10 protein-coding genes and 1 pseudogene are annotated in these 13,303 nt (G+C 68.3%); 3 read left to right on the top strand and 8 right to left on the bottom strand.

Features of this window, described 5'->3' with window-relative positions:
* Positions 1–9: 9 nt before the first annotated feature.
* Positions 10–774: a phosphatase PAP2 family protein gene (locus OIE13_RS33070; RefSeq protein WP_326645638.1), complete on the top strand. Its 765-nt coding sequence runs from the start codon at positions 10–12 to the stop codon at positions 772–774.
* Positions 775–1,074: 300 nt separating this feature from the next.
* The gene (locus tag OIE13_RS33065; RefSeq protein WP_326645640.1) at positions 1,075–1,338 is read left to right on the top strand and encodes a hypothetical protein; all 264 of its coding nucleotides are present in this window, start codon (positions 1,075–1,077) and stop codon (positions 1,336–1,338) included.
* A 219-nt stretch (positions 1,339–1,557) separates the two neighbouring features.
* Here the strand turns inward: OIE13_RS33065 and OIE13_RS33060 are convergent, their stop codons facing one another.
* The 3 genes and pseudogenes from OIE13_RS33060 to OIE13_RS33050 form a co-directional block, all read right to left on the bottom strand.
* A complete protein-coding gene (locus OIE13_RS33060) occupies positions 1,558–3,468 on the bottom strand; it encodes a glycoside hydrolase family 15 protein (protein WP_326645642.1) in 1,911 nt (636 codons plus the stop codon).
* A gap of 200 nt (positions 3,469–3,668) precedes the next feature.
* Positions 3,669–3,839, bottom strand: a complete 171-nt coding sequence (locus OIE13_RS33055; RefSeq protein ID WP_326645643.1) for a hypothetical protein — start codon at positions 3,837–3,839, stop codon at positions 3,669–3,671.
* 122 nt (positions 3,840–3,961) lie between these two features.
* Positions 3,962–4,069, bottom strand: a pseudogene (locus OIE13_RS33050) (AraC family transcriptional regulator); the annotation flags it as partial.
* Here OIE13_RS33050 and OIE13_RS33045 point away from each other — a divergent pair.
* On the top strand, positions 4,052–4,405 hold the full coding sequence (locus OIE13_RS33045) for an anthrone oxygenase family protein (RefSeq protein ID WP_442811725.1): 354 nt from the start codon (positions 4,052–4,054) through the stop codon (positions 4,403–4,405). The pseudogene OIE13_RS33050 and the gene OIE13_RS33045 sit on opposite strands and share 18 nt — an antisense overlap.
* Positions 4,406–4,483: 78 nt before the next feature.
* On the opposite strand, the gene OIE13_RS33040 is transcribed toward OIE13_RS33045, so the two are convergent.
* The 5 genes from OIE13_RS33040 to OIE13_RS33020 form a co-directional block, all read right to left on the bottom strand.
* Positions 4,484–5,515, bottom strand: coding sequence for an ABC transporter ATP-binding protein (locus tag OIE13_RS33040; protein ID WP_326645645.1), 1,032 nt, complete (start codon positions 5,513–5,515; stop codon positions 4,484–4,486).
* A complete protein-coding gene (locus OIE13_RS33035; protein ID WP_326646922.1) occupies positions 5,512–6,246 on the bottom strand; it encodes an ABC transporter permease in 735 nt (244 codons plus the stop codon). Before OIE13_RS33035 ends, OIE13_RS33040 begins: the two co-directional genes overlap by 4 nt.
* A 192-nt stretch (positions 6,247–6,438) precedes the next feature.
* Entirely contained in the window at positions 6,439–6,846 is a 408-nt protein-coding gene (locus OIE13_RS33030) for a TOBE domain-containing protein (protein WP_326645646.1), read from the bottom strand.
* 317 nt (positions 6,847–7,163) lie between these two features.
* The gene (gene recD2 / locus OIE13_RS33025; protein WP_326645647.1) at positions 7,164–9,329 is read right to left on the bottom strand and encodes an SF1B family DNA helicase RecD2; all 2,166 of its coding nucleotides are present in this window, start codon (positions 9,327–9,329) and stop codon (positions 7,164–7,166) included.
* A gap of 776 nt (positions 9,330–10,105) precedes the next feature.
* The gene (locus OIE13_RS33020; protein WP_326645649.1) at positions 10,106–13,255 is read right to left on the bottom strand and encodes an AfsR/SARP family transcriptional regulator; all 3,150 of its coding nucleotides are present in this window, start codon (positions 13,253–13,255) and stop codon (positions 10,106–10,108) included.
* Positions 13,256–13,303 lie beyond the last annotated feature (48 nt).

The following is a 13,303-nucleotide window of genomic DNA, read 5'->3' as shown; positions in this document are numbered from 1 at the left end:
CCATGAACGATGGTCAGATTTGTCCAAGGCGAGTCTCCACCTCACGAGAATCCCGATGATCACTCTGCTGACCTGCGCCTGGGCGTACGCCTGACGCTGGCGGTGGTGGCAGTGGCGATCTTCACGATGCCGTTCGTGATCCTGCTCGTGCTCGTGAAGACCTCCTCCTCGCCGCTCAGGAGCTTCGACGAGGGCATCGCCGTCCAGTTGCACGCCCAGGCACTGGAGAACCCCGACTACACGGCCTTCCTCAACGTGGCGACCGAGGTCTTCGGCCCCTGGACATGGCGTGGGCTGGTGCTGCTGACCGCCGCCTGGCTCTGGTACCGGGGGGCGTCGCGCCTGGCCGTCTGGGCGGTCGCCACGATCGCCTTCGGCGGCCTGCTGAACCTCGCGGTCAAGGGGATCGTCGCCCGCGCCCGGCCCGACCTGCCCGATCCGGTGGCCTCGGCGCCCGGTGCCGCCTTCCCTTCCGGCCACGCGATGGGCGCCGCGCTGGGCGCGTGCATCCTCGTGCTCATCCTGCTGCCCTTCCTGCGGAGTCCGGCCTCCCGGATCGTCGCCTGGATCGTCGCGGCGGTCGTCGTGGTGTTCGTCGCCTACAGCCGGGTGGCACTCGGCGTCCACTGGACCAGTGACGTCATCGCCGGGGTCGCGCTGGGCGTGGTGGTCGTGGCAGGGACGTCCGTGGGCTTCGAGGCCTGGCGCCGGGGAGAGGGCCGCAAACCCGTCGAGCCGCCCATGGAAGACATCGAACCCGAGGCGTTCCGGTGAAGCCGTTCGGGGTAGCCGACGCGTCATAAGGACGTGGCGAGTCGCCCGGTCACGCCAAGAATCGACCGAGATGTGAGAGGGACATTCCCCACCCGCCGGATCGCTTCACATGAGACCGTTGTGAAGCAGCGTCACCAAGCCGCACATCTGTCACTTGGGGTCGCTCAATGATCGCCCTGCGCTACGAAGTACGATAGAAACCCCAATTGGGAGATTCACCTCTCTCCGGCGGGGCACGAGCAGCCAGCCGGCCGGACAGAGAGACGTTCGACGGCTACCCTCAAGGAAGGAAGCCGGCCCATGGATCATCAGTCCGTCGTCTGCGACAAATGTACGGGCGTTCTCCTCGCCACCGACTCCCGCACCTACACGGCGCAGCGGGGTCGCCTGATCGTGACCAACGGCTATTGCACCTGCCCCGCCGCGCAGGCCCCCGCCGAGCAGGTCACCGATCAGCAGCAGCCCCAGCCCGCCGCGGAGCAGTCCGCCACGCAGCGGCAGCCCGCCCACCCCCCTCAGCAGAACGCGCAGCCCACGGGCCAGAACTCGATGGTGGTCGCCTAGCGACATCCTCGCAGAGAGCGGTCGCTGCGTCGGGGGGCGCACGCGACGGCTCGGTCCCTTGATGGCCCCATGGACTCAGCCGCCGAGTCCCCAGGCCAGCACCACCGACAGACCGCTCGTCGCGAGCAGGCCGACGAGCACCACTATCGCAATCACCCGACGATTCATACCCGAAAGCCTAGTCAGGCCACCCGGGTGCTCTCGTATGTCCGCATGCGGTCATAACCGCTCCGATGTCGGCCATGCGGTCGGGGTGAACCGCTCTCTCTCCGCGCGGATGATGTGGATCACCGCGTTGATGAGCGCCAGATGGGTGAACGCCTGGGGGAAGTTACCGAGGTGGCGCCCGGTCACCGGGTCGATCTCCTCGGCGTAGAGTCCGAGAGCGCTGGCGAAGGAGAGGACCCTCTCGCACAGCCTGCGGGCCCGGGTGTACTCCCCGATCTCCGTCAGCGCCGAGACGAGCCAGAACGAGCAGATCGTGAAGGTGCCCTCCTCGCTCGACAGACCGTCGTCCGTGTGCTCCGTCTTGTAGCGCAGGACCAGGTCGTCGGCCGTCAGTTCGTCGGCGATGGCCAGAACGGTGGCACGGACCCGGGGGTCGGTGGACGGCAGGAAGTGCACCAGCGGGATGAGCAGGAGCGACGCGTCGAGGGCGTCGGTGTCGTAGTGCTGTCTGAAGACACCTCGCTCGCTGACGCCGTTGGCGCACACATCGGCGTGAATCTCGTCGGCGATCGCCTGCCAGCGCGTGGCCAGCTCGAACTCCTCCCTGAGCCAGGCGAGCCGGGTGCCCCTGTCGACCGCCACCCAGCACATGACCTTCGAGGAGGTGAAGTGCTGCGGCTCTCCGCGAACCTCCCAGATGCCCCGGTCGGGCTCCTGCCAGTGTCTGACCGCCGACTCGACCTGTCGCGTCAGGATGGGCCAGATCCGCTCGTCCAGGCGATCCCGCGATCGGGTGTGGATGTAGAAGGAGCCGAGGACGGCGCCCCAGACGTCGTTCTGGCGGTGCCGGTAGGCGTCGTTGCCGACCCGGACGGGCCTGGCGCCCTCGTACCCGTGAAGGTGGTCGAGAATGTACTCGTTCAGCTCGCGCTCGCCGTCGATGCCGTACATGACCTGGAGCTCCTCGTCCCGCTCCGCGACGTCGGCGATGAACCAGAAGAAGTCGTCGGCCTCCCAGTCGAAGCCCAGCGTGTAAAGGCCCCAGAGGGCGAGGGTCGAGTCCCTGATCCAGGCGTAGCGGTAGTCCCAGTTGCGGTTGCCGCCGGGGGTCTCGGGCAGGGAGGTGGTCGCCGCCGCGATGAGCGCGCCCGTCGGGGCGAAGGTCAGGCCCTTGAGGGTGAGGGCGCTGCGCTCCAGGTAACTCCGCCAGTGGTGGTCGGGGAAGTTTCCCCTGGCGAGCCAGTGCTGCCAGTGGTGGGCGGTCCACACGAGCCGCTCGTAGGCCTCCTGGAAGGTGTACGGCGGCTCGTGCACGGTCCACGACAGCGCGCAGAAGCGCGTGTCCCCCTCCTTGAGGAGGGTGCGCGCCGTCGCGCGCCCGGCCTCGAAGCCCAGCCGCATGTCCGTGGTGAGCTTGAGCTCCAAGCTCTGCCCCGCCGCCCTCGCGACGCCCTGGTGGTAACCCCTGTCGGTGTACGACCAGCGGGCGGGGATGCGGCCGTAGTCGAAGATCGGCTCGCAGCCGAGGGTGATCTGCGCCTCCCCGCTGACGCAGCGCACCGTGCGCAGGAGCACGTGGGAGGAGTCGTAGTCGGTCGGCGCCCTCCTGTGCGTGTGGGAGAGCTCCTCGTGGTGGTGCCAGGGCCCGATGAGCAGCAGGTCGCGCACGATGATCCAGCCGGTGGGCGTGCCCCAGCTCGTCTCCAGGATCATGGTGCCGGGCAGGTAGCGGCGTGCCGCGGGCACCCTCAGGTCCGCGGGGCCGATCCGGAAACCCCCCGCGCCCCGGTCGAGGATGGCGGCGAAGACGCTGGGGGAGTCCATCCTGGGCAGGCAGAGCCATTCGACGTTCCCGCTCGGCGCGACCAGTGCGGTGACCTCGCAGTCGGAAAGGAACGCGTAGTCGGCGATGGGCGGGAAGGAGGAGGCGGGCAGCGCGCCCACCGATGGATCCGCTGTCATGAGCCCTCTCCTCCTCTCCGGCTGCCCTGCTCAGGAACACCTGCCACCTGCCGGGCGGCATATCCGCTCTTTCGGATACGTCCGCTCATTCAGGTATGCCCGCCGGCATGGAAACACCCACCGGTTCCGGGATTTCCGGCCCGCGGCGGGGAACCAGGCTGTCCGCTTTCGCCAGGCTCCCCGCCCGCCGGCCCCCCGGGTCAGGTGGTGATCTCCACCATCTCCTGGAACTCCCCGGGAAGCTGTGCCAGAACGTGATCGAAGACCTTGTCGTCGATCACCTCGTGCGGTGTGGTCAGCACGGCCCGCACCCCGGCGGTGGTCTCCCTCACGGTCAGGCCGGTGCGCCCAATGAAGTCCTTGTATTCCATGTCGTTCCCCTCGACCGGCTAGCGTTCCCGGTCGGTACGAGAATGAACGCCCAGGTCGCGACCTGTATTGAGGACTTCCTGCCCGGGGACCCGGCTACCTCACCCCGGCTACCTCACCCCGGCTACCTCACCCCGGCACGGTGCTCCTGCGGGCTGACCCCGCGTACGCGCTTGAAGGCGGCGCTGAGAGCGAACGAGCTGCCGTACCCGACCTGAGCGGCCACCGCGCCGTCTGCTTCGGCGGCGCGCCGGTGCTGACCGTCCTGGCCGCGGCGCTCCACCTCCAGCGGGAGGGGCGACCCGTGCTGCCCTGGATCGTGGCGGCGCTCGTCCTGTACATGACGGTGCTCGTCATCACCATGGGGGTCAACGTGCCGCTCAACAACGCGCTCGACGCGGCCGGGGAGCCCGACGGTGTCGCGGACCTCGCGGCGTTGCGCGAGCGGTTCGAGGCGGTGTGGGTTCGCTGGAATCTCGCCCGCACCGTGGCGTGCGTCGCCGCCTTCGGCTGCCTCACCTGGGCCCTCGTGCTGTACGGGCGCATCGGGCCGGCGGGCGGCTCGTGACGACGACAACGCCGCGGGGCGCCGTCTGGGCAGTACACCTAGCGTGATCCGCCGCGCAGCAGCCCGCCGATCGCGGCGTCAGAACGGGTAGACGTGGGTCTCGGTGGCCTTGACCGATGCCCAGATCCGCTGCCCGGGGGTGAGGTCGAGGTCGGCGACGGCGGCGGGGGTGACGTCGGCCGCGGCGGCGATCAGTCCGTCCAGGTGGATGCGGACGCTGTCGCCGTGCCGTTCGACGCCCTCGATCGTGGCCTGCCAGAGGTTGCGCGGGCTGCCGTCGGGGCGGGTCCGATACAGCGCGACCGCGCTGGGCGGGAAGGCGACGAACGCGGGGCCGTCCAGATGCTCGGCGACGCTGAAGAGCACCTCTCCGACGGCGACCTGCTGTCCGGCGGCGGTGCCCCGGTAGAGGTTGAGGCCGACCAGGCGGGCGACATAGTCGGTGCGCGGGCGCCGGGCGACCTCGGCGGGGGTGCCGTGCTGCACGACGACGCCGTTCTCGATGACGACCAGGCGGTCGGCGAGCACCATGGCGTCCAGCGGATCGTGGGTGACCAGGACCGTCGCGCCGCCGAAGTCGGCCAGGTGGCGGCGGAGCTGGGAGCGGATCTCCAGGCGGGTGTGGGCGTCCAGGGCCGCCAGCGGCTCGTCCATCAGCAGCAGCCGCGGCTCCACGGCGAGGGCTCGGGCCAGGGCGACGCGCTGGGCCTGACCGCCGGAGAGCTGCCGGGGTTTCATCGCGGCGTGCTCGGCCAGGCCGACGCGCTCCAGCCAGACCGCGGCGTCGCGCCGCGCCTCCGCTCTGGAGGTGCCGCGGCAGCGGGGCCCGAAGGCGACGTTCTCCAGTGCCGACAGGTGCGGGAAGAGCAGGTAGTCCTGGAAGACCACGCCGATCGGGCGTCTTTCCGCCGCCAGGGTGTGCAGCGCCTCGCCGTCCAGGCTGATCCGCCCGCCGGACAGCGCGGTGAGCCCGGCCAGCGCACGCAGCGCCGTGGTCTTGCCCGCGCCGTTGGGGCCGAGCAGGGCGACGACCTCACCCGCGGCGACCTCCAGCTCGATGTCCAGGTGGAAGCGGGGCCGGGTGACGACGAGGCGGGCGCTCAGGGTCACGGGGCACTCACCCACCGGTCGCGCAGGCCGGCCAGGATGATCACCGAGACGGCGAGCAGGACGAGGCTGAGCACGATCGCGGCCTCGGGTTCGGTCTCCAGGGCGAGGTAGACGGCCAGCGGCATGGTCTGGGTCCGGCCGGGGAAGTTGCCGGCGAAGGTGATGGTGGCACCGAACTCACCGAGCGCGCGGGCCCAGCACAGCACGGCTCCGGCGACGATGCCCGGGGCGATCAGGGGCAGTGTGACACGGCGGAAGATGATCCAGCGAGAGGCTCCCAGCGTCGCGGCGGCCTCCTCGAAGCGCAGGTCGGCCGCGCGCAGCGCGCCCTCGACGCTGATGACCAGGAACGGCATGGCGACGAACGTCTCGGCGACGACGACTCCCGCCGTGGTGAACGGCAGGGTGATGCCGAAGGTGGTGTCCAGCCACTGGCCGATCAGGCCGCGCCGCCCCAGCACGAGCAGCAGGGCGACCCCGCCGACCACCGGGGGCAGCACGAGGGGGACTGTGATCAGTGCCCGCACCAGGCGGCGGCCGGGGAAGTCGACGCGGGCCAGCAGCCAGGCCAGCGGCACGCCGAGCAGCAGGCATACCAGCGTGGCCAGGGTCGCGGTCACCAGCGACAGGCGCAGCGCCTCCAGCACATGGGGCTCGCTCAGTCTCTCGATCAGCGTGGACCAGGGGGCGCGCACCAGCAGCCCGGCCAGCGGCAGTGTCAGGAAGACCATTCCGACCACTGCGGGCAGTACCAGCACCCAGGGCAGGCGGCCTGCCACCCCACCGGACGGGTCGCCCACTACGCCACCCCACCGGACGGGTCGCCCACTACGCCACCCGATCGGCCGTTCGTCCGCTCACCAGAGGAACCACCTGCCGTCCGCTCACCGGAGGAACCGCCCGCCGTACCGCTCACCGGGCTGTCAGCCCGCCGTACGGGCGTGGTCGGGGATCTCCACGACCACGTTGGTGGACTTGATCACGGCGACCGCCATCACCCCCACCTCCAGGCCCAGCTCGTCGGCGGCCTGACGGCTCATCAACGACACCACCCGGTAAGGACCAGCGGCGAGCTCCACCTGGGCCATCACCGCGTCCTTGATCACCTCGGTCACGATCCCGCGGAAACGGTTCCGCGCCGAGGAGAGCCCCGAGCCGTTCTCGGACTCGATCTGGGCGCGCGCGAACGCCGCCAGATCCGCGCCCGCCACCATCCGGTGACCGTGCTCGTCCCGCCGGGCCGCGAGCCGCCCGGCATCCACCCAGCGGCGGACGGTGTCGGGGCTTACCCCCAGCAGCGCGGCGGCCTCACTGATCCGAAACGTCGTCACAACAATCACCATACCTTTGCATATGCAGGTCTTTATCCCCATATCTCATGGCAGGCGCACACCTCAGGGCGGCCATGCCATGATCTGGCACCTCATCCTCGCCCTCCGGGGAAGCCGGACGCCCCGGTTGAGCCCTCCCGCTCGCCCGTCGTCATGTTCGGCGATTCCCCGGCCGGGCTCACCCGGCCGGGGAATCGCCCTCCCGTCATGGTTCCGGTGTTCGAAACGGTCAGGGCCTGGCCGACGCCTGCCCCGGCCGACGGTCAGGGCCTGGCCGTCGCCTGCCCTGGCCGGGGAACCCCCGGGGAGCGGAGGAGTCACTTCTGAGGTCCTCGTCGGTCACCGATCAGAACGGTTCCGAGGCTCAGCGCGAGCCGGCGGGCGAGCCCGGTGTTGCGGCGGTGGCCGAGCCGATGGACGGCCGTTTCCAGAGCCTTGCGCTCGCCGACGACGATCACCCAGGACCGCGCCCGGGTGACCAGGGTGTAGAGCAGCTTGCGGCGGAGCATGACGCCCCCGGACTCGGTGACCAGCGGCGCGACCACGAAGGGATACTCGCTGCCCTGGGAGCGGTGGATGCTGATGGCGTACGTGTGGGTCAGCTCGTCGAGCTCGCCGAAGCCGTACTTCACGATCTGCCCGTCGTCGGTGCGGATCTCGACGAGCCTCTCCTCCGAGGTGATGGCGGTGACCGTGCCGGTGTCCCCGTTGAAGACACCCTTGTCGTAGTTGTTGCGGATCGGCATGACCCGGTCGCCGACCCGGAAGACCGAGGCGCCCGACCAGTGCTCCGCGACTCCCTCGCGAGCCGGGTTGAGCCGCTCCTGGATCATCCGGCCGATCTCGGCGGTCCCGGTCAGGCCCCTGCGCATCGGGCACAGCACCTGGACCTGGTCCGGGTTCACCCCCTGCTTGCTCGGGATCGCCACCGTCGCCAGGTGCGTCACCCGCTCGGCGACCTGGTCGGGGTCGTCGACCTCCTCGAACCAGAAGCCTCCCCCGCCGGGGATCGGGGGCACCTCTCCGAGGCGGATCCGGTGGGCGGCCCGGATGATCCCGCTGCCCTCGGCCTGGCGGAAGACGCGGGTCAGGTGGATCCGCGCGATCTCCTCGACGCGCAGCAGGTCGGCCAGCACGCTGCCGGGGGCGATGCTGGGGAGCTGGTCGCTGTCGCCCACGATCAGCAGGTGGCTGCCCGCCGGTATGACCGCGGTGAGCCGGGTGGCCAGGTGCAGGTCCAGCATGGAGGCCTCGTCGACCACGATCAGGTCGGCCTGCGCGGGTGTCTGCTCGAACAGCGCACCGCTGTCGGGATCCGGTTGGTGGGCCAGCAGCCGGTGCACGGTCATCGCGGGCATTCCGGTGAGCTCCGACAGGCGCTTGGCCGCCTTGCCGGTCGGCGCCGTGAGGGTCACCGTACCGCCCATCGCCTTCGCGGTCGCCGCCACGGTCCTGACGGTATGGCTCTTTCCGCAGCCCGGACCACCGGTGATGATGGACACTGTGCTGGTCAGCGCCATGTTCACCGCCGCCCGCTGATCCTCGTCCAGCCCGGGATCCTCCTGGAAGGCGCGCATGGGCAGTGTCGAAGCGGCCTGGCAGAGCCTGGTCAGCTGGGCGGTCAGAGTGAGTTCGCGGCTGTGGGTCTCCTTCAGGTACACCACGGCCTGCCCCTGGTCCTCCGGCGAGACCTCGACGACCACCCTGCGGTCGGCGACGAGGGCGTCGAGCATCCGGCGGACGAGGTCGTGGTCCTGCTCGACCAGTTCCGCGGACTGGGCGACCAGGGCGATCAGCCGTACGTAGCAGTGCCCGTCGCGGCTGGCCGCCGTCTCCAGCCTGTCCAGGATCGCCGCCTTGATCCGCTGCGGGCTGCTCTCGGAGACCCCGGAGCGCAGGGCGATCCGGTCGGCCGTGGTGAACGCGATGCCCCTGACCTTGCCGATGAGCCGGTACGGATCGGAGGTGAGGATGTCGCCCGACTCCACCCCGAACACCTGGTAGATCTTGGCCGCGAGCAGCGGGCTGATCCCGAACCCCTGCAGGGTCACCATCAGCTCGGCGATCGCCTTCTGCTCCTGCCACGCGTCGGCGATCTGGGCCTGCCGCGCGGGGCCGATGTTGACGACCTCGGTGAGCCGTCCCGGTTCGGTGTCGATGACGGTCAGCGTCGTCTCACCGAAGTGACTGACGATGGCGTGGGCGAGCCTCGGCCCGATACCCCGGATCAGGCCGGAGCCCAGATAGATCCGGATGGCCCTGACCGTGGCCGGGACCAGCCGCTCGCACGCCGTGACCTCGAAACGCCTGCCATGCCGCGGATGCTCGCCCCACGCGCCGATGAGCCGGAGCGTCTCCCCCGGCTGGACCCCGCCCAGAGCTCGGCCGGAGGCGACGAAGCCGGGCATGCCCTCGGCGCTCATCCGCGCGATCGTGTACTCGTCCTCCCGGACGTACACCAACTGCTCGACAGACGCCTCCACAGCAGAAAGCCAACCCTCCCCGTACCGGCTTCACCTCACCCTTCGCACATCAGAGCAGGTGAACCGCCATCCCACAAGGCATCACGCCCGGCGGTCACTCACGACTCCCCGAGCACTATTACAACACCGAGGAGGAAACGGACCTGGGCGCCACCGTCGCGCCCTGAGGTGAACGATGGATTTCATACCGGGCATCCGGGACGCCGGTGCTCCCGCGAACCCAGGATCCGATCGGACGTGATCGACCGGGATTCCGGCGGCCGCGACCGAGGTGCGGGGACCCGTTCTCTCCACCGGTTCGGTTTCCGGGGGCCTTGCCCACGCGCCTCCCCGATCATCGGGGGTGCAACCGCCGGCCCTGCGAGGAATTGCGGTCCCGACATGCTTAAGGGGAGGCGAGACAGTCTCCCCTCCCCGCTCTACCCACTTCTCCTACTCTTCAGACGATATCGCAGACGAACCTATACAGATAAAATTAGTAGGTCATGAACATATTAAAGATTAGCGTCAAAAAAAGGGAATGCAGAACCAATTTGACTTGCTTCCTTTGTTAACGAACAATCGCCGCACACCCTTCACCCGAGCCCTGAGGATCGAGGAGCGGCTGCGGCGAGCCTAGCTAGATCATAGCCGTGTCGGGAAATTTGACGAATCTTCATCGTTCCCATCTCGGATACGACCGCCATATGCCTCATAAATCACCATAATGGGTGACATAATGATTATGTGACTGGTTTCAGCACACTATAACCCTCAAGTGGTGTCTGACTGAAATGCTACGAATGGGCAACGTCCTCCTGCCCGGCAAGAACGTCCTCCTGCCCGGCAAGCCGGATCCGGACGGCTTCGGCCTCAGCGGCTCCAAGGGCCTCATACAGGTCGAGCGCACGCCGCCAGTGCTCCTCCGCCCGCGTCTTCTCACCGATGCGAGCAAGCGTGGTGCCCATGTCGTCAAGTGTGCGGGCCTCCTGGGAGACGTCCTCGATCGCACGCGTCAGGTCGAGGACCCTCTCGTAGTGAGAGAGGGCGGCCTCATGACGATTCGCACGACGATGAACACCGCCGATACCGTGCAGGGCCTGGCTTTCCTGGTAGCGTTCCGATATCTCGACCGATATGCGCAGGGCATTCTGATGATGGATAAGCGCCTCTCCATCCCTGCCCATTCGCGCATGGCAACTGCCGATGTTGTTCAGGACATCTGCTTCGCACCGCCGGTCACCGATATCACGATATCCCCTCAATGCTTTTCTGTAGTATTCGAGTGCTTCGGCATGTCGACCCAGGCCCTGATATGCGGTGGCGACATTGTTCAGCCATATGGCTTCTTTCTGAGGACCCATATGCGGATGAAGGGAAGCGGCTTCCTCATAATGACTCAATGCCGTGGCGTAATTACCGAGACGAATTTCAGTCTCGCCGATGTTGTTCAGCGTCATCTGCTGTCCACGCCGGTCGCCGTCCTCTTGGTACAGCGCCAACGCCTCCCGTTGGCGAGCAGCGGCCTCGGCGTAATCCCCGCGGTGCCAGTGAATGAACGCGATGTAGTTGAGAGTTCCGCCTTGGCCGTGGCGGTCCGCGATCACCCGTCGCAGGTGCAGCGCCCGCTCCAAACAGCCTAGGGCGGCGCTGAAATCGGAGCGGTGCCAGTACACCAAGCCGCTGTGGTCGAGCAGATCGGCGACGGCCCGCTGGTCGTTGAGGGCGCCCTGAATCACAAGCGCCTCATCCGCCAGCCGAAGCGCTTCGTCGTGATGGCCCGTCCGCCAGCGCGCCATGCTGAGATCGGCCAGTGCGCGCGCCGTCCACGCACGGTCACCCGTCTCCCGCCACACCGTCACGGCACGCGCGTGAAGCTCGGCCCCCTCCGGCCAGCGTCCCCACGTGTCGAGATGACGGCCGATCACGTGTGCGAGCAGCGCCGCGTACCTCGTCCACCCGTTGTCAGCGGCATAGCGCGCGACGATGAGGAGATTGTCCAGTTCTGCGGTCATCCAGGCACGGGCCTGGTCCTCGGTACCGGCGCCAGATCGGAGATTCAGTGGGCGGGACACCTCAATGGGGCCGCGCGCCAGGTACGGGTAGAGCAGCCGGTCCGCCGCGTCCGCCGCGAAGAGGTAGTAGTCGAGGAGCCGCTGGAGCACCTCGGCACGCCGGCGTTCCGGCTCCCGGCCGGACAGCAGGCGGGCGTACTCGCCGATGAGATCGTGGAACCGGTACCGGCCTCGCCGGGGTTCGGCGATCAGGTGGTGATCGAGAAGATCGTCGAGAAACTTCTCAGCGTCGACCTGGCTGAAGTCCAGCAGTGCCGCCGCGGACTCGGCGGTGATGTCCGCCCCGGGGTGCAGCCCGAGCCGCCAGAACGCCTGCTGCTGCCCCTCGTCGAGGCAGTGGAAGGACAGCTCGAACGCTGTGATGATCTTCCGGTTCCCCGCGCGGATCTCGGCCAGCCGCCGGTCGGGTTCCTCCAGCAGCCCCACGAGGTCGGCCACGCTCCACGCGGGCCGGTGCCGGAACCGGCTACCGGCCAGATGGATCGCGAGAGGGAGATATCCGCAGAGCCGTACGACCGAGGCGACGTCGTCCGCCTGGAGCATGCGCCGCGAGCCCACGGCGCGGCTGAAGAGCGTGGCCCCGTCCTCAGGAGGCAGCACCTCCAGAGAGAGTGACCGGACGTCGTCCAGCCCGGCCAGCCCCCGCCTGCTGGTGATCATGACGAGGCACCCGGGCGTCCCGGGAAGGAGGTGGCTGATCTGGTCGTGGCTCGTGGCATCGTCGAGAACGATGAGCACTCTGCGGCGGGCCAGCTCGGCCCGCCACATCGTCGCGCGCTCGTCCAGGCCGCTCGGGATGAGGGAGGCGAGGATGCCGAGCATTCTGAGTAACTGCCCCAGCGCCCCGGTGGCGTCCATGGGGGCATGCTGGGCGTCGTGACCGTGAAGGTGGAGATAGAGCAGGCCGTCCGGATAGTGGTCGGCGAGCCGGTGGGCCAGGTGCACGGCCAGCACTGTCTTGCCGACGCCCGCCATGCCGTCGATCGCGAGCACGGTGGCCGCGTCCCGCCTGACCAGCTCCCCGGTCAGCCGGTCGAGCTCGGGGACCCTGCCGGTGAAGGTGGTGAGGTCACGGGGAAGGTTGTTCGGAGGAGGATCTCCCCTGGCGCTCACCGGGGACTCGGGCAGCAGCGCCGGATCGCCCTGGAGGATGCGCTGGTGCAGTGTCCGCAGCCCGGGGCCAGGTTCGGTGCCGAGATCCCGGAAGATACGCGTGCGCGCCTGGCGGTAGGTGACGAGGGCCTCCGCCTGCCGGCCGCCGCGATAGAGCACCTGCATGAGCAACTCAACAAGCTTCTCGTCGAACGGAAACCGATTGGTCAGATCGTGTAGTTCCGCCACGAGGTCGGTGTGGCGACCGTGCAGGAGTTCGAGTTCGATACGTTCTACGGTGCCGCCCAGCAATTCGCTTTCGAGCTTCTGGCGGTTCTGGATCGCCCAGGAACCGGAGAGACCCGCCAGCGGTTCTCCTCGCCACAGCCGGCTCGCGTCACGATACAGCCGAAAAGCATGGTTTATATCTCCACTTTCGGTTATCGAACGGGCTTGCGAACGGAGCGTACGGAAGCGGTGGTAGTCGATGTTCTCGGGGTCTGTTTCGAGAAAATACGCCCCGGAACCGTACCTCAGGCGCACGTCCTCTCCGGTGTCGTGAAGGCGTGCCCGCAGCCGGGCGATGTGACTGTACAGGCGGTCCCGGGCTTTCGGGGGCGGATTCTCATCCCACACCTTGCGGATGAACGACTCCGCGGACACCGGCTTGCCCGGTGTCATGAGCAGGATGGCCAAAATATGACGTTCCCTGGCCCAGCCCAGGTCACAGCGCTTCTTCCGAGACCAAAACTCGACTGGACCGAGAACACGGAATTCCATTCGAGTCCCTTCCCGAGCGAACTACCTTCCCATATGACGATTTTATCT

The organism is Streptosporangium sp. NBC_01810, assembly GCF_035917355.1.
Taxonomy (GTDB): domain Bacteria; phylum Actinomycetota; class Actinomycetes; order Streptosporangiales; family Streptosporangiaceae; genus Streptosporangium.
This window is presented reverse-complemented; position numbering and strand designations above follow the sequence as displayed.